The 24072-nt window shown below is 58.7% G+C and carries 21 protein-coding genes and 1 pseudogene; 9 read left to right on the top strand and 13 right to left on the bottom strand.

All coding sequences use genetic code 11. The annotated features are described in order from the left end of the window. The first annotated feature begins 41 nt into the window (after positions 1–41). From FB593_RS16895 to FB593_RS16885, 3 genes are all read left to right on the top strand, one after another. Positions 42–2093 (top strand): hydantoinase/oxoprolinase family protein, encoded by a 2052-nt coding sequence (locus FB593_RS16895; RefSeq protein WP_112948814.1) that lies wholly within the window; start codon positions 42–44, stop codon positions 2091–2093. Then, entirely contained in the window at positions 2090–3742 is a 1653-nt protein-coding gene (locus tag FB593_RS16890; protein ID WP_233283667.1) for a hydantoinase B/oxoprolinase family protein, read from the top strand. The genes FB593_RS16895 and FB593_RS16890 overlap by 4 nt, the downstream gene beginning before the upstream one ends. 169 nt (positions 3743–3911) lie before the next feature. Next, positions 3912–4676 carry an IclR family transcriptional regulator gene (locus FB593_RS16885; RefSeq protein WP_013761249.1) on the top strand — a complete coding sequence of 255 codons (765 nt, stop codon included), beginning with the start codon at positions 3912–3914 and terminating at the stop codon, positions 4674–4676. Here FB593_RS16885 and FB593_RS16880 read toward each other — a convergent pair. Next, positions 4649–5323, bottom strand: coding sequence for a TetR/AcrR family transcriptional regulator (locus FB593_RS16880; protein WP_065660147.1), 675 nt, complete (start codon positions 5321–5323; stop codon positions 4649–4651). The genes FB593_RS16885 and FB593_RS16880 overlap by 28 nt on opposite strands. A gap of 159 nt (positions 5324–5482) precedes the next feature. Between FB593_RS16880 and FB593_RS16875 the strand changes: the two genes are divergently transcribed. Then, the gene (locus FB593_RS16875) at positions 5483–7576 is read left to right on the top strand and encodes a hydantoinase/oxoprolinase family protein (protein ID WP_112948815.1); all 2094 of its coding nucleotides are present in this window, start codon (positions 5483–5485) and stop codon (positions 7574–7576) included. 2 nt (positions 7577–7578) lie between these two features. Next, a complete protein-coding gene (locus FB593_RS16870) occupies positions 7579–9162 on the top strand; it encodes a hydantoinase B/oxoprolinase family protein (protein ID WP_321186282.1) in 1584 nt (527 codons plus the stop codon). A gap of 155 nt (positions 9163–9317) precedes the next feature. On the opposite strand, the gene FB593_RS16865 is transcribed toward FB593_RS16870, so the two are convergent. Continuing rightward, on the bottom strand, positions 9318–9836 hold the full coding sequence (locus FB593_RS16865) for an Lrp/AsnC family transcriptional regulator (RefSeq protein ID WP_010974190.1): 519 nt from the start codon (positions 9834–9836) through the stop codon (positions 9318–9320). A 160-nt stretch (positions 9837–9996) separates the two neighbouring features. On the opposite strand from FB593_RS16865, the gene FB593_RS16860 reads away from it, so the two are divergent. After that, positions 9997–10563 (top strand): DUF296 domain-containing protein, encoded by a 567-nt coding sequence (locus tag FB593_RS16860; protein WP_162738421.1) that lies wholly within the window; start codon positions 9997–9999, stop codon positions 10561–10563. After that, the gene (locus tag FB593_RS16855) at positions 10550–10957 is read left to right on the top strand and encodes a PPC domain-containing DNA-binding protein (protein WP_035199191.1); all 408 of its coding nucleotides are present in this window, start codon (positions 10550–10552) and stop codon (positions 10955–10957) included. Before FB593_RS16860 ends, FB593_RS16855 begins: the two co-directional genes overlap by 14 nt. Before the next feature lie 38 nt (positions 10958–10995). On the opposite strand, the gene FB593_RS16850 is transcribed toward FB593_RS16855, so the two are convergent. The 10 genes from FB593_RS16850 to FB593_RS16805 all read right to left on the bottom strand — a co-directional run bounded on the left by FB593_RS16850 (position 10996) and on the right by FB593_RS16805 (position 22605). After that, entirely contained in the window at positions 10996–11889 is an 894-nt protein-coding gene (locus FB593_RS16850) for a PCC domain-containing protein (RefSeq protein WP_145166782.1), read from the bottom strand. Next, positions 11886–12665, bottom strand: coding sequence for an SDR family NAD(P)-dependent oxidoreductase (locus FB593_RS16845; RefSeq protein ID WP_112513596.1), 780 nt, complete (start codon positions 12663–12665; stop codon positions 11886–11888). Before FB593_RS16845 ends, FB593_RS16850 begins: the two co-directional genes overlap by 4 nt. 31 nt (positions 12666–12696) lie before the next feature. Continuing rightward, positions 12697–14337: an acyl-CoA synthetase gene (locus FB593_RS16840; protein ID WP_112513595.1), complete on the bottom strand. Its 1641-nt coding sequence runs from the start codon at positions 14335–14337 to the stop codon at positions 12697–12699. Next, entirely contained in the window at positions 14334–15503 is a 1170-nt protein-coding gene (locus FB593_RS16835) for an acetyl-CoA acetyltransferase (RefSeq protein WP_145166781.1), read from the bottom strand. Before FB593_RS16835 ends, FB593_RS16840 begins: the two co-directional genes overlap by 4 nt. Next, positions 15500–16363: an IclR family transcriptional regulator gene (locus FB593_RS16830; RefSeq protein ID WP_111810099.1), complete on the bottom strand. Its 864-nt coding sequence runs from the start codon at positions 16361–16363 to the stop codon at positions 15500–15502. Before FB593_RS16830 ends, FB593_RS16835 begins: the two co-directional genes overlap by 4 nt. Before the next feature lies 1 nt (position 16364). Further along, complete coding sequence (locus tag FB593_RS16825) at positions 16365–17168, bottom strand: SDR family NAD(P)-dependent oxidoreductase (protein ID WP_162696958.1); 804 nt, start codon at positions 17166–17168, stop codon at positions 16365–16367. 76 nt (positions 17169–17244) lie between these two features. Beyond that, entirely contained in the window at positions 17245–18255 is a 1011-nt protein-coding gene (locus FB593_RS16820) for a TRAP transporter substrate-binding protein (RefSeq protein ID WP_003517515.1), read from the bottom strand. A 65-nt stretch (positions 18256–18320) separates the two neighbouring features. After that, positions 18321–20198, bottom strand: coding sequence for a TRAP transporter large permease subunit (locus FB593_RS16815; RefSeq protein WP_112513593.1), 1878 nt, complete (start codon positions 20196–20198; stop codon positions 18321–18323). Between the two features lie 744 nt (positions 20199–20942). Next, positions 20943–21752, bottom strand: a complete 810-nt coding sequence (locus FB593_RS16810) for a cyclase family protein (RefSeq protein ID WP_112355305.1) — start codon at positions 21750–21752, stop codon at positions 20943–20945. 436 nt (positions 21753–22188) lie between these two features. Then, complete coding sequence (locus FB593_RS16805) at positions 22189–22605, bottom strand: organic hydroperoxide resistance protein (protein WP_065660157.1); 417 nt, start codon at positions 22603–22605, stop codon at positions 22189–22191. Between the two features lie 576 nt (positions 22606–23181). Between FB593_RS16805 and FB593_RS16800 the strand changes: the two genes are divergently transcribed. Together FB593_RS16800 and FB593_RS16795 are read left to right on the top strand one after the other, a co-directional pair. Continuing rightward, positions 23182–23430 (top strand): type II toxin-antitoxin system VapB family antitoxin, encoded by a 249-nt coding sequence (locus FB593_RS16800; protein ID WP_006313527.1) that lies wholly within the window; start codon positions 23182–23184, stop codon positions 23428–23430. After that, entirely contained in the window at positions 23427–23840 is a 414-nt protein-coding gene (locus tag FB593_RS16795; protein ID WP_111810104.1) for a type II toxin-antitoxin system VapC family toxin, read from the top strand. Before FB593_RS16800 ends, FB593_RS16795 begins: the two co-directional genes overlap by 4 nt. Positions 23841–23854: 14 nt before the next feature. Here FB593_RS16795 and FB593_RS27845 read toward each other — a convergent pair. Further along, a pseudogene (locus FB593_RS27845) lies at positions 23855–23986 on the bottom strand (integrase); the annotation flags it as partial. Positions 23987–24072: the final 86 nt, after the last annotated feature.

Genomic DNA, 24072 nt, shown 5'->3' with positions numbered 1-24072 from the left:
ATGAGGCGTTGCCTTATGACATCCAGAAGAAGGAGCGAGCCATGGCATGGCGGATTGGCGTGGATTCCGGTGGTACTTTTACCGACGTTTGTCTGTTTGAGGATGAGACGGGCGAGGTGGTGATCTGGAAGGTTTCATCGACACCGGATGACCCTTCGCGCGGGATCACGCAGGGTGTGGCCGATGGCATCGAGCGCGTAGGCATCAAGGCAGAGGACGTTTCTTATGTCGGTCACGGTACAACGGTTGCCACAAACGCGCTCATTCAGGGTCGTGGCGCAAAAACAGGGCTTCTGACGACCGGTGGTTTCCGCGATCTGCTGGAAATCGGCCGTCAGAAACGCCCGGACCTCTATGATCTCCAGGCAGATAAGCCTGAACTTCTGGTCGAGCGTCACCTGCGCTTCGGTATTGAAGAGCGTGTTTTGGCCACTGGCACTGTTGAAACACCACTGGACGAGACTGCATTGCGCGAAGCGGTGCGGGCTCTGAAGGCCGATGGCGTAAAGGCGGTCGCAGTCAATTTTCTGTATTCTTTCATGCACGCCGAGCATGAGAAGATCGCGGCCCGCATTCTGGAAGATGAGTTTCCTGAAGCCTTCCATTCGCTGTCACACCGTATCGCGCCGGAATTCCGTGAGTTCGAGCGATTGTCGACCACGGTCGTCAATGCCTATCTTGGCCCCGTCATGCAGGGTTATGTGAAAGCGCTGTCCGGCAAGCTCACCGATCTCGGCATCACGGTTGCGCCGCAGCTCACCCAGTCGAATGGCGGCGTTATCGGCTTTGATGCTGCTGCCGAAATGCCGGTACGCACGGTTCTGTCCGGTCCCTCGACCGGTGTTGTCGCTGCCCAGGCGGTTGGTCGGATGACCGGCATCGACAACCTCATCACGTTTGACATGGGCGGTACCAGCTCTGACGTTGCACTGCTTGCTGATGGTCAGTGCCGAGTGGTGAACGAGTCGGTGGTCCACGGTTATCCGATCAAGGCTCCGATGCTCGATATACACACGGTCGGGGCCGGTGGTGGCTCGATCGCCTATATCGATTCCGGCAATCACCTGAAAGTCGGTCCACGTTCTGCAGGCGCCAATCCTGGTCCGGCCTGCTACGGCCTTGGCAATGACGAGCCGACGGTCACTGACGCCAATGTCGTACTTCAGACACAGAACCCGGAATATCTGCTCAACGGCCGAATGAAGATTGACCGTTCGCTGTCGGTAAAGGCCGTCGAGCGGCTTGCGGAAAAGCTCGATATGGGCGTTCTGGAAACCGCGAACGGCATTCTCGACATCGTGACGGCCAACATGGCCAAGGCCATTCGCGTGATTTCGGTCCAGCGTGGCCATGATCCGCGTGACTATGCGCTGGTCGCCTTCGGCGGAGCAGGTCCGGTGCATGCCGTGCGTCTGGCCCGTGAGTTGGGCATGAAGCGCATCGTCGTGCCGAAGACGCCGGGCGTCTTATGCGCTCTTGGCCTTTTGATGACGGATCTGAGAACGGACTTCTCTGCGACTGTCCTGCATCGCCTCGACCAGGTGGCGTCGGGAACGATCTCCACGCTTTATGATGGCCTTTCAGCTCAAGCCAATGCCTGGTTCGAGCGTGAGAAAATCGCACCAGCCGCCCGCGTTGTCACCCGCACTGTCGATTGCCGCTACGCCGGCCAGAATTACGAGATCGCAGTCGCCTTGCCGGAAGGACCGATCACCGAGGAAACCTTCCGCCTCGTCAAGGAGCGTTTCGAGCAGGCGCATCGCCAGCTCTATGGCTTCATCGCCGAAGGTGAGCCGGTGCAGCTTGTTACCTATCGTTTGGTCGCAAGCGGCGTCGTCGAAAAAGCAGCGTTCAAGGCCCGCGAGATGGAGGGCGAGGATTCCTCTGCTGCGATCTCCGGCAAGCGTGATGTCTGGATGGCCGAAGCCGGCGGTTTTACTGCGGCGACGCTCTATAACCGCGATCTGCTGAAACCCGGTAACGTAGTCGCCGGTCCTGCCATTATCGACCAGATGGATTCGACCACGGTTCTGCCGCCTGGATATGTCGCCACGGTCGATGCCTATCTCAACCTCATCGTGGAGGGAAAATGATGACGAATGCAGCCATCGCACAGAACACTGCTGCAGCACTCAATCCGATAACTGTCGAGGTCATCGGCAGCGCATTTGCCTCCACCGTCGAGGAAATGGGAGAGGCGCTCGTTCGTGCCAGCTATTCCACCAATATCAAGGAACGCCGCGATTGCTCGACGGCACTGTTCGACGCCAGGGGGGCAATGCTTTGCCAGGCAGAACATATCCCGATGCATCTCGGATCGTTTATCGGCTTTATTCCCTATATTCTGGAGCATGTGGGCGCGGATAGTCTTGCGCCCGGCGACGTGTTTATCGGCAACGACGCCTATGAGGGTGGCGGCACCCATCTGCCGGATATCGTTCTGGCGGAGCCGATTTTCCAGGACGGCAAGTTGATCGCCTGGGCGATCAATACAGCGCACCATTCCGACTTCGCAGATCGCGGCCATGCCCACATATATCAGGAAGGCCTGCGCATTCCCCCGGTTCGCCTCTATCGAAAGGGCATTCTTCAGGAAGACATCCAGAAGCTGTTTCTCCTGAACTGCCAGGTGCCGCATGAGCGAATGTCGGACCTGCGCGCCCAGATGGCAGCGAACCGCCTTGGCGTGACGCGCCTCAAGGAACTCTGCGACAAGTATTCCACCGGAACGGTTCTCGCTGCTGGTCGCGAACTGATGGACTATGCCGAACGCAAGATGCGCGCCGGCATCGCTTCCATTCCAGATGGCACCTACAGCTTTTCGGATATGTTCGATGCGGAATCGCTGCGGGACGAGCTCGAATTTTCGGTGACAATTACAGTCAAGGGTGACGAGATGCATCTTGATTTCGTCAGCCCGCCGCAGGTTCGCGCGGGTCTGAACGTGGTCTATACCGCTCTCCTCTCCACAGTCTATTATGCGGTGAAGACCGTTGTTGATCCAACCGTCCTGCCGAATGCCGGTCTGGCCCGGCCCATCCATGTGACGGCGAAAAAGGGCACATTGCTCAATTGCGCTCACCCGGCCGCAGTCGATGGCCGCATTGCGGCATGCCAGCGCGTGGTCGATCTCATCCATGGCGCACTCGCGAAGGTGGTTCCGCACCGCGTCACCGCGGCCTGCAACGGATCTGTCGCGGTTGCGAGCTTCTCTGGTACACGCGCGGACGGCAGCCTCTGGGTCTATCTCGAAACTATCGGCGGCGGTTTCGGGGCGCGACATAACAAGGATGGCCTGGACGGCGTGCATGTCCACATGACAAATACGTCCAACCTGCCACTGGAATCGCTTGAAACCGAATATCCGCTGACGCTGGTTGCCTATGAATTGGTCGACGGTTCCGGTGGTGGCGGACAGTTCAGGGGTGGCATGGGTCTTCGCCGCGTGTATCGCGCAGAAGCAGATTGCCGGGTCTCCATCGGTGGCTCCCGCTTCGTCTCGCGCCCCTGGGGTCTGGATGGTGGCCTTGCAGGTGGTCTTGGCTCCTTTACCATTCTCGGTGCGCCCGAGCGGCTGGTGAATGGTGCCGGCGACATCTTCAAGGGTGACATTCTCGAGATCGTAACGCCCGGTGCCGGCGGATATGGCGAGCCCTCCATGCGCGACCCGGCATCCATTGCAGCCGACGTCCGTGACGGACGCATTTCCTCCGAAGCGGCCAAATCCGTTTACGGGCTCTGATTTCCCAAGCTGGCCCGGTTTCCCTCCATAGGGAGCCGGGTCTTTTTTGGGCGAGCGGCTTGAGGTTCCAATTTTTTAACCCGCTTGACTACCCATGCCATATTGCCTAATCCAGTTCCAATTATCGGATTTTAATGAATGATATATTCACCGAAACCCAGGGGACAGCATGGCAAAGCAATCGTCCAGCAATGTGGAACGCGGTGCGGAAATTCTTCTGGCGCTAGGCAATGCGGGTGTCGGCGGCATGAGCCTTGCTGAAATCGCAGATGGGATCGGTGATGCTAAATCGGCGGTGCATCGGGCTCTGACGGGACTGTCTCATTACGGTTTTGTTGAGCAGAGCGGTCGGCGCGGCAACTACAGGCTGGGTAGCGCGATTTATGCGCTGGCGCAGCGCGTGCCAGGTATTGGTGATCTGGTCGATCTCTTCCGTCCGGCGCTTATTTCCATCACCGCCGGCACAAACATATCAAGTTTTCTCATGGCGCGGTCGGGTTTCGAATCCGTTTGCCTCGATTTCCAGCTCAGCGCGGCGCCGGTCCAACCCTTGCTTTCGGGCGTGGGCGGGCGTCTGCCGCTCGGTATCGGCCATGCCGGGGTTTGCATGATGGCACGGCTGGACAGGGAATCCCGCGAACGCATCCTCGAAATCAACGCCCCGCATTACGAACAATGGCAGATCGAAACGGATACCATCCGCGCCGAGATCGAGATGTTCCTCGAAAAAGGCTATGTGATCGGCACGCGCAAGGCGGCGGGGTACGAGGTCTGGACGCTTTCCTTTGCGCCCGCGCCCGGTGACAATCGTTATGGCGAAACCGGGGTTTCTCTGCTTGCGCTGGCCAACAGCGTTTCGGATGACGAGGCACAGCGCTGCGTCGCGCTGATGTCTGAAGCACTGCCCTACAAGTGGTCCGGCCTCAACGCGTAACGCCGGATCATTTCCTGGACATGGGCAAGGCGCGCGCTGCGCGCCGGTTCAGCAAGAACGTCCCGCCCGAAGGTAAAGCGGATGGTGTGTGCCGTGGAGACCGTGGCCCAGCACAGATTCGAGATTGACAGCCATAACTCGACAGGGTCCAACCGAGGGCGAAACACGCCAGCTGTGACGCCACGCTCCAGAATGCCCGCCACCATCCGGGAAATATTTCCCGCATATACCGTTTCGGGCTCCGATTCGCGGATGTTCTCGCCACCGTGCAGGTTCTCGATGCCGACAAGCGTCAGGAAGCCCTGATTGTTCCGGTAGTAGTCAAAGGTGAACTCCACAAGCCGGTCGAGCGCAGCAACCGGATCCGAAGGCATCGCCAGCGATTCCTCTGCATCGCGCATCGCCCGGTAAGCGTCTTCCAGCACATGCCGGAACAACACTTCCTTGCGGGAAAAATGCCGATAGACAAGTGCCTTGTTAACGCCAGCCGAATGGGCGATGGCCTCGATATTTGCACCTTCCAGACCGTGCGCAACGAATTCGCCTGCCGCAGCCACAAGAATGGCCTTGCGGGTGCGCGAGGTGCGCGCCGCGTGTGATCCTGGCGGCTTTTCCTTCACCTTTGTTGCCTGCGGCCTGTCGTTCATTCATGTCGTCCTTCCGTGGCCGGTGAATATCATCTTTGCCTCGTCTTGTCCTCTCTTCGGCAAGGAACGAATTTTGCAGCGTTGTCGCCAACAGCTCTTTACAGCTACCGTTGCTTCTGTTTTTGTAACGACAACGTTACTGTTACACAAGAGGCAGTTATGACCCCGCATATACGTGTCGCATCCGACGTCGGCGGAACTTTCACCGACAGCATTGCCTATGACGAGACGACGAGAACAATTACGGTCTCGAAGGTATCGACCACGCCGGTCAACCGTGCGCTCGGCACGCTTGAAGGCCTGCGAACGGCCCTAGGCCTGCAGGGCGCGAGCGGTGCGGATGTTGCGTATGTCGGCCATGGCATGACAACGGCAACCAATGCCGTTATCCAGCGCAATGGCGCAAAGACGGCATTTCTCACCAATCACGGCTTTCGCGATCTCCTTGAAATCGGCCGCCAGAACCGTCCGACGCTGTTCGATCTGACCAGAGTGAAGCCTGAACCGTTGGTGCCGCGCGAACTTTGTTTTACGGCGCGGGGCCGTATTCTGCCGACAGGTGAAGAGTTTCAGCCGCTCGACGAGGCCGATGTGCGCGCGGCTGGTGAAGCGATGAAGGCGGCTGGCGTCGAGGCCGTCGCCATCCTTTTTCTCCACTCTTACGCCAATCCCTCCCATGAGTTGCGAGCGCGCGATATTCTGGCTGAAGTCCTCCCAGATGTGGCAATTTCCGCTTCGGTCGAGGTGAATGCTGAATTCCGCGAATACGAACGCGGCTCGACGGCGGTGCTCAATGCCTATCTTCGTCCGGTCATGGACCGTTATCTGTCTTCGCTCTCCGGTATGTTGCAGGATGAGAAGGAAGGGCTGGGCCTTGGCCGCGACCGTCCGGTTATGGTGATGGATGCGGCCGGTGGACTGATGAGCCTCGAAGGAGCGCGCCTCAAGCCCGTCCATACCGTTCTATCCGGCCCCGCCGGTGGTGTGGTCGCCAGCGCGCATGTGGCTATGCTGGCAGGTATTCCCGATATCATCACCATGGATATTGGTGGAACGTCCACGGATATCAGTCTCATCCGGGCTGGACGGCCGGAAATTACCCGTTCGGCCAGTCTCGAAACCGTGCCGATCCGCCTGCCGGTTATCGATATCAATGCTATCGGTGCGGGTGGTGGTTCCATTGCCTGGATTGATGACGGTGGGGCGTTGCGTGCGGGGCCGATGAGCGCCGAGGCGGTGCCGGGCCCCGTTTGCTATCGTCGCGGTGGAACGTTGCCGACAGTTACCGATGCCAATCTTTTGCTGGGACGGTTCTCGCCGCAATCACGTCTGGGCGGTTCGATGACACTTGATCTGGATGGGGCCCATAAAGCCATCAACGATGTCATTGCCCAACCACTTGGTCTTGATGTCTATGAGGCGGCGGCAGGAATATTGCGCGTAGCCCATGCCAACATTGTTCGGGGCATCCGCGTTGTTTCCGTGGAACGTGGTTATGATCCACGTGATTTCGCGCTTGTGCCATTCGGCGGTGCGGGACCGATGCATGGCAGCCCCGTAGCCCGCGAACTCAAGATGCCGCGTGTAATGGTGCCGCCGACCCCTGGCATTCTATGTGCGCTGGGACAGCTGATTTCAGACCTGCGCCACGATTTCGTTGAAACACACGTCGTCCCCTATGCCGCCAATGGCGAAGCTGAAGCGGCTTTGCGCATCAAGCGCCTGACTGACCGCGCCGACGGCCATCTCGATCATGATGGCGTCGCGCCGGACCGGCGCGACGTGGAAATACGCATCGACATGCGCTATCAGGGCCAGTCGTTTGAACTGTCAGTGACGGTGAATCCCGGCGAACCCTGTTGGTGGGCCGACCTTCCTCGCCGGTTTCACGCCGCGCACCGGGCCCGCTTCGGTCATGCTGACGAAAACGCCGCAATCGAGATCGCCGGCTTCGGCGTCACAGGTATCGGCCGCATCAAAACGCCGGTGCTTCCCGAACTCGACGACGGAGGCCCTGTGCCCGACGACGATGCCCGGACCGACGAACGCCCGGTCTATTACGAGCCTGGCGATACCGGCGCGCGTGGCGCCTTCCATAGGGCGGCGGTCTACGCCCGGGAAAAGCTCAAGGCTGGCAACATGATATTCGGCCCCGCCATTATCGAGGAAGTTTCTTCGACCACCGTTCTTTATCCTGCCGACCGTCTCACGGTTCATAAATCAGGCAGTCTGATCGTTGAGGTAGCAGAATGACCATGTTTGATCCGATCCGTCTCGAAGTTCTGCGAAATGCCCTGGAAGCAACCGCGCAGGAAATGGGCGTCGTGCTGAAATGCACTGCCTTTTCGCCCAACATTAAAGAACGCATGGACGCATCCTGCGCAATCTTCAACGCGAATGCGGAGCTGGTCGCGCAGGCAGAGCACGTACCGGTGCATCTTGGTTCCATGCTGAGGGCCGTTGCGCCGACACTTGCACAGTTGCCACCGCTCAAAGAAGGCGATGTCGTCATCGTCAACGACCCTTTCATTGCCGGCGCGCATCTGCCCGACATCACGTTGATAGCTCCCGTTTTCGCCGCAGGTGAACTCGTTGCGCACGTGGCAAGCCGCGCACACCATTCGGATGTCGGAGGCATGGAGCCCGGTTCGATGCCCGGCAGCTCAACAGAGATTTTCCAGGAGGGCCTGATCATTCCGCCAGTCCTACTTTACGACGGAGGTACGGAACAGGCCGGTATCATGCGCATGGTTCTTGCCAATGTTCGCACGCCGGAAGAGAGGCGCGGTGATCTCAATGCCCAGTTGGCGGCTCTCAGGATCGGGGAGATCCGCCTGCAGGAAATGGTGGGGCGTTTCGGTGTCGATGGGCTGAAACAGGGCCTGTCAGCCATTCTTGACTATTCCGAGCGGCGCATGCTGAAGCGCCTCGCGGAGTTGCCGCCCGGCCGCTACGAGGCCGAGGACTGGCTGGATGACGATGGATCAAGCCCGGAGAAAGTCCTGATCAGGGTTGCCGTCGATGTTGCGCCCGACCGTCTGGTATTCGATTTTGCAGGAACCGCGCCGCAGCGGCGTGGCAATGTCAATGCGGTCAAGCCGATGACACACTCGGCTGTGTTCTACGCCATCAAGATACTGACCGACGCAACACTTCCGCCAAATGCCGGCGTGTTGCGTCCAGTCGAAATTCACATTCCGCAGGGCTGTTTCCTCGATGCTCAGCCGCCGGCCGCCGTCTGCGCGGGCAATACTGAAACCACGCAACGCGTAGCAGACACTGTGCTGCGCGCCTTTGCGCTTATCGCGCCCGATCGCATCGCTGCCGCCAGTCAGGGGACGATGAACCTGATCGGCATCGGTGGACGTGATCCCCGAAGCGGAAGGCCTTATACCTATATCGAGACGATTGGCGGGGGGCAGGGCGGCCGTCCTTATGGTGCTGGCATGCATGGCGTGCACGCCAATATGTCGAACACGCTCAACACCCCGATCGAGGCGCTTGAAATCAGCTATCCGCTGCGTATCGAACGTTACGAGCTGCGCCAGGGATCGGGCGGGACGGGGCACCATGCCGGCGGCGAAGGCCTGATCCGCGCCATTACAGCGGTGGATCACGAGGCGCGTGTTTCGCTTCAATCCGACCGTCGGATCACTGGTCCTTACGGTCTGCATGGCGGTGACGCCGGCGCGACGGGACAAAACTCGGTCATCGATGCGGCCGGCATTGCGACACCGCTAGCCGGCAAAGGCTCGGTAACGCTTTCGTCTGGAGAAACGGTCGTCGTGGAAACGCCCGGCGGCGGCGGCTGGGGGAGGGTTCCGGTTCAGATCGAATAGAGACGCTAGAGTCTCCCGCATACCTTGGACATCTGCGATCTTCTGCGGCACGCCATTGCGCCGAAACGACAATTTCAAGTCGGTTCAGCCACCGGCTGAGGAACGAAGGGGGGCGCAGACGCGACTACTACCTTTTTACCCGCAATCCGCTGCCGCTATCTTGCCGGCACGCGGCCGGTGCCGGTCGCTTCCATTGATGGAGGTTCGGGATCGGGTACGACTGATAATGTGTGTTTGAGGCATTTAAGTGCGAAACAGGATCGGGAGTGGCGTACACCCTCGATCTTGTAGAGCTTTCGGCGCAGAAACTGCTCGTAGCCTGCGGTTCCTGCCACCGCCACCTTGATGAGATAATCATATTCGCCTGTCGTCAGATAGGCTTCCAGCACCTCCGGAAGAGCGGCCATCGCCTCTCCGAAGCGTTCCAGAACCTCGTCGTCGTGGCGCTCCAGCATCACCTCGATGATAACAGTTTCGGTCAGTCCAAGCTTGGCCTGATCGAGAATGGCGGTATAGCCGCGAATGACCCCTTCGTCTTCCAGCCGCTTGACACGCTGCCAGCAGGGACTGGGCGACAACCCCACCTTTTCCGAAAGCTCCGCATTGCTCAACCTGCCGTTCTCCAGCAGGGTGCGCAATATCTTGCGGTCAATTCTGTCCAGCGGTTTCGTCATCCCCGGTCTCCACACAATACGTTGCAAAAATCTGCCGTCACTGCGGCAGACTGCGAAAGAAATGTTTTCCGACGGGCGGTTTGGCGCTGGCATTCGAAAGCACCTTCCGCTGATTTTTAAGTACCGTACTGCAAGGTACAGGCAGCAGGGAGGAGCAGGCGTGGCACCCGTAGAACAGCATCATTTTCCAAGGCCAAGAACGTTGATACATCCCGGCATTTCCTCGCCGGTGCGCATCAACAGCTCGCACTCGCCATCCGCGCGCCACGTGCGGCTGTTCATTGCGGCGGGCCGCAGTCTTTACGATGGAATCGTGCAGCCGCTTTTTGAAAACGGCATTGAGAATGCCTCGCTCACCATTCTTGGCGGCTATTTCGACATATTGTCCTATTGCGTCGCCCCGCCCGACCCTTCCGGCAAGGCGGTCATTGCCTATACGAAACCCATCGACGCCGGTGCGGCCTGGCTTGTGTTCGGCAATGCTACGCTCGGGCGCAGCATGAAGGGCGAGCCGATTGTTCATTGCCATGCCGCCATGCGCACCGCGGCGGGTGTGGTCAAGGGCGGCCATCTGCTGACTGAATCCTGTATTGTTGGCGAGAGCGGCGTTTCCGCCCTGGTGACGTCACTCGACAGTTTCGTGCTGCAGCAGTCCTTCGACCCTGAAACCAACATTCCCCTTCTTCAACCCAGGAACCGTACGGAGCGCGCCGATGAACACGCATAACACTGTCGAAATCGGATCCATGGGGCGTGTGGCCTATGCCCGCATCGCACCCAATGAAGACCTTGTTCTCGGTGTCGAAAAACTGTGCCTTGCCGAAGGTTTCAGAAATGCCTTTGTGCGCGGTGCACTTGGTAGTCTCGTTGATGCCTGTCTCGGCACCCGCAACGGCGCGTTCTTGCAAATACGCGGTCCCGCCGTGGAAATCGTCTCCATAGCCGGCGAAGTGCGTGCCCAGCCGGACGGCTCGCTGCGCGCCTCGCTGACCGGTGTCGTCGCCGATACCGAAGGTTCGGTTTATGGTGGTCCCTTCATCGCCGGAGCTAACCCGGTTTGCATGACTTTTGAAGTGACGCTTGAAGAGTGGTTGCCTGCGGAAAAGCCGCAGGCGGCGTGAGTTGTCGTCAGGCGGGCCGGTGAGTTGCTCAGCGCAACTCATGCGGCGCGCGCCTGTCTTTCGGTCAGAAGTAGCTCGAAAGTAACGCAGACCGGGTTCTTGCCGCGCACCAGCCGCCCGCCGCTGATATGTGTGGTGAGGTCCACCATCGCAATATCCAGCATTGCTTGTCGGTCTCCCGACGCGGCCGTGGCGATACGGCCGTTTCTTATGAGGATTTCGCTCGCGTAGGCAGTGAGGGTTGTTCCGTCTTCATAATCCGCACCGACCAGGCTGCCAATTCCATTGACTTCGGCTTCTCGCAGACCAAACTGGGTAGAGACCTCTTCGAGTGCCGTGCATATATCGGTATTGGGGCGCACTGTGCATAAAAGTGCCCGAAGACCTGAACCCTTTTGGTGGCGCTGCTGCGCGATGGGTGTAAAAAGGGGGAAGTTGGTTTCCTCATCCTTTTGCACATCGAGGATCGCTCCATCCAGCGCCAGAGCTTCAAGCGGTGTTTCTACAGCAAATTCGGTCTCGAAAGGCAGTAGATGCCCCATGGAGACAACGCCTTCGGCACTCTTCCATGAACCATGGCAATGCAGAAACGGCGCGTTATCGCGCCGGCCCATATGCAGGCCGGCATCGATGATAGTGCCCCCCGGCATGGAAAAGGTTTCGCTGTACCATGCGGCATGCGCGTCATCCGGTGCGGCTGCCGGCATGACATAATGCAGCCGTTTCATCGGTACGTTCTTCAGTCTGACGTAACCGCCTTCGAACCCCAACTCCGCAAAGGCATCGGCAATCGCTTGGTTGGCATTTACGCCGGACCGGACCGTCAGAGTAACAGGATAGGCATGGCAGCCGACGGCGCGAAAGCGTTCAGGCGTGATCGGTCCGGGATGGACGATGTGGCGGGGAAGCTCTTGCGTGCCTGTCTCCGTCATACCGCAAGCCCCGCGGTAATGAAGCCCCCATCCACGGCGAGCACCTGTCCGTTGATGTAGCTTGCGTCATCCGACACCAGGAAGGCCACGGCAGTAGCGATCTCGTCCGTCCTGCCATAGCGATGCATCGGAACGCGGCTATGCCATTGGTCACGAACATTTTCCGTATGAACCGCCTGGGTGAGGGGGGTATCGACCGGACCGGGAGCAATTGCGTTGACACGAATGCCTGATTGCCCCAGCTCGTTTGCCATTACCATCGTCAGAAGATTGACGCCGCCCTTCGAAGCGCCATAGGCGCTGCGGCCACGATTTCCACACATGCCGGAAACAGAACTGATATTCACGATCGAGCCGGCAAGATCGCGCTCCAGCCAGTAACGTGCGGCAGTGCGCGCTACCGCGAAGCTGCCGACGAGATTGACATCAACGATGCGGCGAAATTCTTCGACGCTTGTGTCGACGGACAGCTTGTCGATACCGATGCCGGCGCTGTTAACGACGGCGACCAGATCAACCGCATGATCGGAATCTCCCGCGGTCAGGGCGGCGAAAGCCATCTCTATCGATGCCTCGTCCGCAACGTTGCAGACGATGCCGCGCGAGAGATCGATACCGAGCTTTTCGCAGGCTATATCCAGCGCCTCGCGCTTGAGATCCAGCAACCATGGCTGCCAGCCGCGCGCCATCAGGAGCTGCGCGGTGGAAAAGCCGATGCCGGATGCACCGCCTGTGATCGCGACGGCCCCTTTTGTCCCTGTTTTTTCTTGTGTCATACCGTCTCCTCCCGATTGAATGTCACGCCTGTCAGCCTGTCCGCTTTTCTTCGAAAGCCGGCATCTGACCGCGTTTCTCCAGTTCCTCGCGGATCATTTTCTTGGTGATCTTGCCGTAGGCGGATTTCGGCATGGCATCCCAGAACACCACTGATTTCGGCAGCTTGTAGCGGGCCATCTTGCCTTCCAGATAGGCCTTCAGATCAATAGCGGCGATATCCGCGCCCTCGCGGGCCACGCAAACGGCCACACCGACCTCGCCCCACACCGCGTCCGGCACACCCAGAACCGCAGTCTCGCTGATGTCAGGATGCATGAGGATTTTTTCCTCGATTTCACGCGGATAGATGTTCGAGCCGCCGGAAATATACATGTCGGAGGCGCGCCCGGTGATGTAGAGGAAGCCGTTCTCATCGCGATGACCAAGGTCGCCCGTCCGGAACCAGCCATTGCGGAAGGCTTTGGCATTGGCCTCGGGATTATCGTAGTAGCCGGCGAAAACGGCGGGACCGATTACACAAATTTCGCCGGTTTCGCCTGCGCCAACCTCCGCGCCAGCATCGTTCTGGATCTGCACTTCCATGCCGGTACGGTCGAAGCCGCAGGTGCCGATGCGCGTTTCCGGACCGTCCTCGGCGTTATGAAACGAAGGCGGCAGCACGGTGATGTTCCCGGTGACTTCACCCAGGCCGAAATATTGCACCAGCACCGGGCCGAGCTTTGCAAGCGCCCGTTTCTGGTCCGCGCGATACATCGGCGCACCGGCATAGATGACATAGCGCAGTGAGGAGTGATCGAAACGATCCACAGAGGGGTCTTCGACGAGCATTTTAAGGATGGTCGGTACAGTGAAGGCGTTGGTGATACGCCATTTTTCGATCAGCGCCCAGACGGCGGGCACATCGAGTTTTTCCGCCGCCGGAAGCACGGTTTTCGCGCCATGCGCCACCTGCACCAGCTGGTGAATGCCCGCACCGTGTGAAAGCGGGGCAACGACGATGGAGGCGTCGTCCGGTCCGGTGCCGGGCATCAGATCGCAGAGATGGTTGGTGATGACGAACGCCATCTGGCCATGGGTAAGCACTGCAGCCTTGGGCCGGCCGGTCGTGCCTGAGGTGAAGAAGAACCAACACGGGTCATCCCGATCCACTGCCTGGCTTTTGACTTTGTGCCCCATATGACGGGCCACGATGGCATCGTAATCCTCACCGAACTCTGCCGTGCCGATGGCGATGCTGAAATCGATCGTGCTTGCCTCATGGCTGGCTTTAGCATGATCGGGAAAAGCACTGGCGCAAATCATGCCGCGTGCGCCGCTGGCCTTCGCCAGATAGGCAACTTCATCGGGCGATTGACGGTAATTGGTCGGCACCCACACCGCACCCACGCGGAAGCATGCGAACATGGATTCGAACATCTGGTTGTTGTTGGAGGACTGCACCAGAATGCGGTCCCCCTTTCTGACGCCGAATTCAGTCTCCAGCGCATGGGCCATGGCGTCGACGCGGGCTTCCATTTGAGCCCAGCTCCAAGTCTTTTTACCCCAGACGAAACCGATATGGTCCGGGTTGCGGCGTGCCGCCTGCGTCAGGAAATGCGAGAGGTTCATCACCCGCGTGGTGGAGGGCGCAACCCCGCCCGCGGGATGCTGTACGGCACTTTGCGTCGTCATTTCACACGCTCCATGATCGAGACGTAATTGGCAACCGCCGTGCCACCCATGTTGAACACGCCAGCCAGCGAGGCATTGGGAATTTGCATGTCGCCTGCCTCGCCCATCAATTGCATCGCCGCCATGACATGCATGGAAACGCCGGTCGCCCCGACGGGATGACCTTTCGACTTCAATCCACCCGATGGGTTGATTGGCAGGCGTCCGGTCTTCAGCGCCGTTCCATCCTGGACAACGCGATATCCTTCACCGGGCTTCGCAAGCCCCATGGCCTCATATTCGATCAGTTCGGCAATGGTGAAGCAGTCGTGCGTTTCAACGAAAGAGAGGTCGTCGAGCGTTGCGCCGGCAAGTTCCAGCGAGCCGGCCCAGGCGCGGCGCGCGCCTTCGAAGGCCAACGGATCGCGACGGCTCAATGCCATGATGTCGTTGACATGCTTGCGGCCCCGGAAACCGATGGCGCGGTTGAGTGTGGCTGCCGTTTCCTCGTCGGCCAAAATGATCGCGGCAGCGCCATCCGAAATCAGCGAGCAGTCGGTGCGGCGCAGCGGGCCTGCGACGTAGGGGTTCTTGTCCGAAACCGTATTGCAGAAATCGAAGCCGAAATCCTTGCGCATATGGGCATAGGGATTGACCGCGCCATTGGCGTGGTTCTTTGCGGCAATCATCGCCAGCTCTTCCGAGCGGTCGCCATAACGTTGAAAATATGCCTGGGCGATGCGGCCGAACTGGCCGGCAAACCCGCCGGGAATATTGGCCTCCTCCGCACGGTAACAGGCGGAGAGCAGGATTTCGCCCACCTCTGCGGTTGGCAGCGCCGTCATTTTTTCGGCGCCGACAACGAGTGCGATGCGGCCGCGCCCGGCTTCGATGAAATCCATGGCGCTGTAGAGGGCGGCCGATCCTGTTGAGCAGGCATTTTCGAAACGCACCGCCGGCGTATAGGCGAGGCGCTCATCGCCCATCGCTACCAGGGCGCCCTGAAAATCCTGCTTCGAGAAGCCATTGTTCATCACGCCGACGAAAATGCCGTCGATATCACTGACATCGACGCCCGCATGGGCTATGGCCGGCGCCACGACCGAAGCCATCAGTTGCTCGGTATTTTCAAGGGCCGACTTGCCGAAAGGCGAATGCGCCCAGCCGACGATCTGCGCTTTGCTCATTTGCTCGTTCTCCTCGTTTGCCGTTTCGTGTCGCCTTCACCGCGCGTGCGGGCGCGGCTGGCCATCATTTCCGCGATGCGTGTCTCGATGCGGGTTACTTCCTCGCGCAGCAGCGCTGCCAGTTCCGGCTGGCGCTCCGGCCGCATGCGGCTGTCCACAGCGGCAATGCTCAGCGCTCCTACCACCGCGCCATCAGGCGCGCGGATGGCAACGCCAATACCCCAGGAATTAGAAAGGATCAGGCCGGGGTTGAGCGAATAGCCATTGGCTCTCGTCAACTCGACATCACGGCGCAGGCCCTCAAGCGTGATGCCGGGATAATTAGCGGCAATCAGCCCGCTATTGGCCGCAATGATGCTTTCCACCTCGGCGTCCGGCAGCGCCGCCAGCATGGCGAGCGAACCCGCGCCAATACCCAAGGGGTGTTCGAAACCGGCCTGAAGTGCATGGGTGCGCACCGGCCAGGTGCCTTCTTCGCGGTAAAGGCACAGGGCAAATGTATCACGGCGCACGGAAAGGAAGCTCGAATCCTCCGAGCGGCGGGAAATGCGCGTCAAGCCGTCCTGCGCCATTTGAAGAAGGCCAAACCGGCGCGATGACAGGCTGCCCAGCACATAGGTTTCTTCGCCGAGGTAATAACGCCGCGTTTCCTCATCCTGCTCCACAAGCCCGGCGCGGATCAGAGCCAGCAGCAGGCGGCGGGCCGTGGGTTTGTTCAGTCCGCTTTCTGTCACGATGACCGAAAGCGCCACGCCGCGTTCCGCGTGCCTCCCGACCATGGAGAGCAGCGCCAGAGCCCGGTCCACCGCACGCGCGCCCGTCAGATCTTTTTCTACCGGGATCGTTGTTGTTGTTGCCATTTCAGGAAAACGCCCCCACCGCACAGCTTTGCCCGCCATCGACCGGCAAACAGACGCCGGTGATGAACTTAGCCTCATCAGATGCGAGAAAAACGGCGGCGCGGGCAATATCGAAGGCATCGCCCATGCGACCCACCGGGATAGCCGCATTGCGCGCCGCCACCATCTCCTCGACAGACGCATATTGATTGCTGATCTGCTTGTAGATCAGTGGGGTGTCGATCATTCCCGGAAGAATGCAATTGGCGCGAATGCCCTGCCGGGCATATTGCATGGCCAGCGCCACAGTCGCCTGATTTACAGCTGCCTTCATGGCGTAATAGGCAAAATAGGGATAGCCGGTCCAGCGAATGGAGGCGAGCGACGAGATATTGACAATGGCCCCGCCGCCCTGCGCCAACATCACCGGCAACACAGCCTTGGAAGTGCGATAAACGGAGCCGATATTGAGATCGACCGAGGCGCGAAAGCTTTCCTCATCCAGCTCAACCGGCCCGCCCATATGGGTCACGCCGACATTATTGTGCAGAATATCGATGCCACCAAAGGCCTCGCAGGTGCGGTCAACGGTGGCCGATACGGACTGTAGTTCAGTGACATCGGCGGCAACCGCAATCGCCTCCAAGCCTTCGCCGCGAATGATCTCAGCCGTCTCTTCGGCTGCGTCAGCGGATAGATCGACACAGGCTACGCGCGCGCCTTCGCGGGCAAATTGCACGGCCGCAGCCTTGCCGTTGCCAAAACCCGGCCCCGATGATCCTGCGCCAAATACAAGCGCGCGTTTTCCCGTCAGGCGACCTGTCAAAGCAGTCTCCATTCCAATCGTCAGACATAGTCGGGTTGGCCCCGCTACGGGCGGGGCCAGTTATTCAACAGGCCGGTCAGGTCAGGCTTGCACCAACGGCCTTTTCAAGAATGGCCCAGGCTTCATCGCCGTATTTGCCTTTCCACTCGGAATAGAAGCCTGCCTCTTTCAGCGCGGCGCGGAAAAGTGTCGCATCCGTGTCGTTGAAGGTCATGCCCTTGGAAATCAGATCTTCCTTGACCGAGGCATTGAGCTTCGCCACGTCGGCGCGTTCATCCTTGCCGGACTGGTTGAGGTTTTTGGCGACGATGGCGCGCAGGTCATCCGGCAAACGCTCCCAGGCGCGCTTGTTGGCCAGGAACCAGAATCCGTCCCACATGTGATTGGTGACCGAGCAGAATTTCTGCACTTCGAACAGCTTTGCGGTGGAAATGATCGCCAGCGGATTTTCCTGGCCATCGACCACACCGGTCTGCAGTGCAGTATAGACCTCGGCGAAATTGATCGAGGCAGGGGCCGACTTGAATGCCTTGAACATAGAGGTCCAGAGCGGGCTCACTGGCACGCGGATCTTGAAGCTTTCGAGATCTGCCGGCGTGGCGATGGGCTTGGAAGCGCTGGTGATCTGGCGGAAGCCGTTGTCCCAGATTGTGTCCATGGCAACGAGATTCTGCTTGGCAATTTCGCCACGGACATATTTACCGAGATCGCCATCCATGGCCGCCCATACGGACTCGTAGTTCGGGAAGGCGAAACCGATGCCGCTGATGGATGCGTTCGGTACCAGCGTCGACAGGATCAGCGGCGAAAGCGTGAAGAATTCAACGCCTCCAGAGCGCACCTGGCTCAAAACGTCTGTGTCGGCACCCAGCTGGCTGCTGGGGAAGATGCTGATATTGACCTGCCCATCGGTCTCTTTGGCGATGCGCTCGGCGGCCTCCTTGGCGCGAATGTTCATCGGGTGCGCCGCAGGCAGATTATTGGCATATTTATAATTGTATTGGGCAGCGCGGGCGCGCGACACGAAGGCGGTGGCCAGTACGGCGGAACCGGCGCCGGCGAGTATGGTACGTCTGTTGATATTCATTGCTTTCTCCTCCCAAAATAAAGCAGTTATCATTCATCGGCGTGGCGGGCGGACCCGTCACGGTCTCAGAGCAGAATGGTCGAAAATCCGGGGATTGCTGCAATCAGCAGCAGGCCGATGATCATGGCTGCGAGATAGGGCCAGATGGCACCCATGGCTTCGTCCGGCGACACGTTGCCGATCTTGCAGGCGATGTAAAAGCCGATACCGATTGGCGGCGCCATCAGGCCGATATTCATGGCAACCACCACGACCATCGAATAATGGATGTCATTGATGCCAAGTGTGCGGGCGATCGGAAACATGATCGGCGCGAGCAGAACGATCGCTGGCAGTCCTTCCAGGACGCAGCCCAGGATCATGAAAATCAGGATCGACACGACCATATAGGTCATCCAGCCGCCCGGAAGATCGGTAATCATCGCGGTCAGCTGGAAAGCAAAGCCGCTCTGTGTCAGCCCCCAGGCCATGGCCGATGCACAGCCGAGGATCAGCAGGATCGCCCCTGAAAGTGCTGCCGTCTCGACCAGCATCGAATAAAGCTTCCTGAGGCTGATGCCGCCATAAAGCACTGCGCCGACGATCATGGCGTAGAGCACGGCAATAGTGGACACTTCGGTTGCGGTGGCGACACCGCCTCCCACCAGGCTGCGGATGAGGAAGGGCAGAACGAGCGCCGGTGCGGCAATCAGGGCTGCCTTACCGACCTGCGGCCATGGCGTGCGCTTTGCGCCTTCCATGTTTTCATCCCGCGCCTTCCAGCGGGCCAGAACGGCCAGCACCAGAAGCAGGACCATTGCAATCATGAAACCGGAGGTGAAGAGGCCGGCAATAGACACACCTGCCGCCGAACCCAGAACGATCAGCACGATTGAGGGCGGAACCGTATCGGCCATGGCGGCGCCGGTGGCCAGAAGCGCGATCATTTCCTTGGGTTTGTGGCCACGGCGCTTCATTTCCGGAAAGAGCGCCGGTGCGACGGTTGCCATATCAGAAACCTTGGAGCCGGAAATGCCGGAGACAAGAAACAGAGAACCGAGCAGAACATAGGACATGCCCGCGCGAATGTGGCCAAACATCGAGGACAGAAGCTCGACAATCGCCTTACCCATGCCGGTAGCATCGAGCACGCAGCCGAGTAGCACGAAGACTGGCACTGACAACAGAATGATGCCGGACATGCCCTCATCCATGCGCCCGATCATCACAATGGTCGGAACCCAGGTGGTGAAGGTCAGATAGGCGAGGGTTCCAAGGCCGAAGCAGAAGGCAATCGGAACGCCCAGCACCAGAAATACCGCAACGAACAGGCCGAGGAATATCGCCAGATTAAAATTGCCGAGGGATTCCAGCATCGGCGATGCCAGATAGAGCAAACCGGAGGCAACCGCGACCGTTACAAGGGCCGCAATGATATCGCGCAGATTTTCTCGTCGGAAGAGATTGTTAAGCACCAAAAGCAGCATAAGACAGGCGCCGACCGGTAGCGCCGCAGCGCGAAACGACATCGGAATATTCAGCGCCGCTGACGTGACCACCCACTCCTCGATGGCGTATTCCATGGCGGGCTTGATGATTGCGGTAAGAAAGGTCGCCACCAGCACCAGTGCTAGGGAATTGATATAGCCCAGAACACGTTGCGGGAACATGTTGAGAAACAGCGTGAGGCGCAGGTGTTCACTGCGATCGATGGCGATTGCCGCGCCCAGCATGGCAAACCACAGAAAGCACAAGGACGCCGTTTCATCGATCCAGACAATCGGCAGATGCAGGGCATAACGTGACGTCACGCCCAGCAGAAGCAGGCCGATCATCACCGCCAGCAGCACCGCCGCCACGGCCTCGATGGGGCGCATGAACCAGGAGCCTGTTACCTGTCCGGTGTGCAACAGTTCGCCATCGAGTACAAATACGTCGTCATTCGCGTTTGCGGTCATGGTCATCGGGGCCTCCTCTCCCACAGAACAACCTTCGCAATGAACATGTCTGCAAAACAGAACGTCCGTGCCACGACCGCGACATCAGGATAGCTGTTGTTGCCAGACAGGCCAGACCCCTCCAAAGGTCTGAATGTATCGGGATACTGCCTCCACAATATGGACCGTTACAAAATCATGTATTCGGGATACACAGGAAAATTCATGAAATCAACAGTAAATAGACGGATTTATGCAGTAAATTTATGCATCCATAAGGTCCATATAGTGGATCATACTTGACGAGAGCCCTCATTCCTAATGATTGCCTTGCGGCGCGACACCCCGTTCAAAGGCCAGTCAATGCAAATCGTGCCTACCGATTAGAGCAGGTCGCCAGACATCCGGGACGCCTGCGTCGCGTTACAGAGAGCCGGAAAACATGTCTGCCAGTCCTTAAACTGGCGGGGTTGGAAAAGCTGCGACGTGACGACCGCTGGGCGCAATTGGAAAAATGACGGTGGTGCGCCTGAGCGCTCCCTAAACGGCAATACGGGCGTCGATTATCTATCGAAACCTTCCCTAGCGGTGGTTTCTTGACCTAACGTTATGCGGCAAGAAAATATGTTCTTCGCGACGTCACCGCTTGGAATTCTTCCTGTCAAGCGCGGGGCGACGCGTCGCCCATCCTTTCCGGCGGATTCTGAGCGGATTGATCTGATGCGGCAGGTAAGCGGCTACTGCATCCGGGCGCGCCTCGCCATGCTGCGTTCAGACAAGAGCCAAAATTCGGGCCGGACCGCCCGTTCCGCCGCGATGTGCAGGCGCGCCGACGACGATAGTCGCGCCCTTTATCGGCAAAGCCTCTAGGTTGTTGAGGCCTTCGATGCCGTAGCGCCCTGCCGGGAGCCAGGAATTGTGAACTGCAAAATCGGCAGAGTTGCCAGGATCAAGCGAAAGCGTGTCGACGCCGATCGCGACGGTGTCGTGCTTGAGCAGAAGGTCGGTTGCCGACTTGCCGAAACCGGGGAAGGCGAATTTTCCCGCGTCGTCATTGCGGAAGGAGGGGCTCTTTACTCTCGTTGCCCAGCCGGAGCGCAGAGCAACGATGGAACCTGCCGGGATGTCGCCATTTGCGGATATCCAGCGCTCGATGTCTTCGGCCTCGATGGTGGAATTGGCATCCTCTTTTGCGCGGTCTGTGATGTCTATGATGACCAGCGGCGCGACAAGTTTCTGCGGTTCCAGCTGATCGACACTCGCCCCGTCGGCGCTAAAGTGGAAAGGTGCATCAATATGCGTTCCGGTATGTTCGTAGATCGTGAGTTTGTGTAGCTGATAACCGTCCTTGGCGATCTCAGCGGCCCATTCGTATTCTATGCCCGGTTTGCCATCGAATGTAGGGAATGTGGAATCATATGTATGTGTGAGATCAACGACCTGTCTGGGTGTCTGCGCAAGCACCGGGGCCGCGAGGCTGCCAGCCGTCATCGCCGTTACACCGGCCACGGCGCCCTTGAACAGCAAGCGTCGCGACAGCATGTTCTTTTTCACGTTCTCGATCACGCAATGGTTGCACATACCTTAGTCCCTCCAGTGAAAATCCCTGATCGCAACCGTAGCGCAACGATGGAGTGAAGCAAGACATGACCTTCCCCGATTTTTGACCCGTGTTCAGATGGCGGTTTCGGCAGCCCGCCGTCCATAGGCAGTACTCGCTTGCCCACCGGCAGGCCGGTCTCCGATATCGTGAAAGGGTGGTGTACAGATTGTCCGCTTGCCACAGGGCGTTGCGCAACGCGACTGCGTTACCAAGAGGGATGGCAGGAAGAAGTGTTGGCGAAAACGGCCGCGGCGGCACGCCGAGCCGTTTCCTTGAGGTCAGATCGATGAAACCGCGCCCAGAAGTCCCGCAAGCGGCGAGGGCTCGTCGGATGTAGCGTCATATACGCATGGTACTGCAAATATCGCCGCAAACACGACGGCGATGACAAGGACGCGGGCGGAAACCATCGGCTTAAGCGAGAATGAGCGTAACATCGATGTTCCCCCTGGTTGCCTTCGAATAGGGGCAGATCTGGTGGGCATCGTCTATTATCGTCTGCGCGATGGGACGATCGATACCGGGCAGGCTGACAGTCAGGCGAGCCTGCAGAAAGAATTCGCCACCCGTCGTGCCGAGGTCAACCTCCGCATCGACAGTGGTGTCGGCGGGAAGCCGGAGCTGGTGTTTTGCCGCCGCCTTTGTCATGGCGCCGATGAAACATGCCGACCAGCCTGCCGCAAAAAGCTGCTCGGGATTCGTGCCCGGCTTTCCGCTGCCCGGAGGGGAAAGCTTGATGCCAAGCGCGCCATCATCGCTTTGCGCCGATCCGTCGCGCCCACCGGTCGTGTGGGTCTTGCCGGTATAAAGAACAGTCTCGATCTTGGTCATGGGAGGCTCCTTTCATTGTGCCGCTGTTGCGGCGTTTCGTGATAGGAGCTTCGTGACGGATCGGCGTATCCGGCATGTTTCCGGAAACTGCAAAACTGTATCGAAAAGTATCGTTGTTACTGGTCTTCAGACGCCACCTTTTCGATATTTTGGTGGGAGTTCTGCGGTGGGCAGGTCGGCGGCCCGTTTGGGGACCTGCGATGGATTGGCGGCTTGCCGTTTTGTCATGGTTTTTTCGCGCATTTTTCAGGTGCTTTGTACAGATAAGAAATGCGTGAAAAAATGACCGGTTGTAAGCGTGTATGAGCTAAGTACAACGTCATCAGGCTTGAAATGCGGCGTTCGGTGGAGCCATGACATAACCTGCATCAAATGCACGTTGGCGGCCGTCTACAGCAGAAGTTGCTTAGAGCACGGCGTTCAGGGGAGGAGATGTGGTGTCTCCACGCGGAATGAACATGCATGATGGCTAAAACAGAGGGTGCGAAAAACAACAGTTAGCCATCAAGATGGCAGATGCCATCTTGATGGCTACCTTAATTTAAGCTATATTCGATCCAGACGAAGGAGCACTCAATGGTAACCCCGCAACTATCTGTCCGCAGTTCCAAAGCGCGCGACCTTGCACACAAGCTCGCCCGCCGAGAAAATCGCACGATTGCCGATATCGTCGAGCGCGCGCTCGAAACATATGAGGCTCGTGAGGCAGGACGTGAACCCGCTGCGAAATTCTATAGTCGTCTTTCATCGCAGTCGGGTACGGATATCGATTTCGACAGTATCATCGATGAAAACAGACGCGCTCACAAAGGCGTCGAGCTTTGATTTTTCTCGACACGAATGTGATTTCGGAGACTTTGAAGAAATCTCCCGATTCTGCAGTCATAGCATGGCTGGTTCGTCACGACGCCGAATTGGCATTGCCGACGGTTGCAGTTGCTGAGATCGCTTTTGGTATTCAAAAGATCAGGCCGGATCAGCGCGCCGATCGCCTGGAAGAGGGACTTGTGAGCTGGCGTCGCCGGTTCTCCGACAAGATGTTTGCTTTCACGGAAGAAGCAGCATTGGCCTATGGCGATATCATGGGAGACGCTGCGCGGCAGGGGAGGGGGATGTCGGCTCCGGACGGCATGATCGCGGCGATAGCGCGGATCAATGGTGGTCGGTTGGCGACCCGAAACCTCAAAGATTTCGAGACAACAGGGCTCGAATTGATCTCGCCCTGGCAATTCTAACAGTGAGACCCGATCTACAATCGGGCCGCTCGCCTGCTTCTCCGTGTAGCACTGTTATAATAGCTGGATGCTTGCTGGACGGATCGGTGGCGTGATTGCTCCATGGCTTCTGGTAGGGGAGTTCCGCGGTTGGCAGCCTCGGTCAGGCGCACACACCATCTGGCGAAGTGCTTACTTCAGCTAGGGCCCAAGCCGTCGTTATTCCGGAGCCAGTGGTGATCAAATGATAAGA

Origin of the sequence: Rhizobium sp. SJZ105, from assembly GCF_007828365.1 — a bacterium.
Taxonomy (GTDB): domain Bacteria; phylum Pseudomonadota; class Alphaproteobacteria; order Rhizobiales; family Rhizobiaceae; genus Agrobacterium; species Agrobacterium tumefaciens.
Note: the sequence above shows the minus strand (reverse complement) of the source record. Positions and strands in the feature narration are given on the sequence as shown.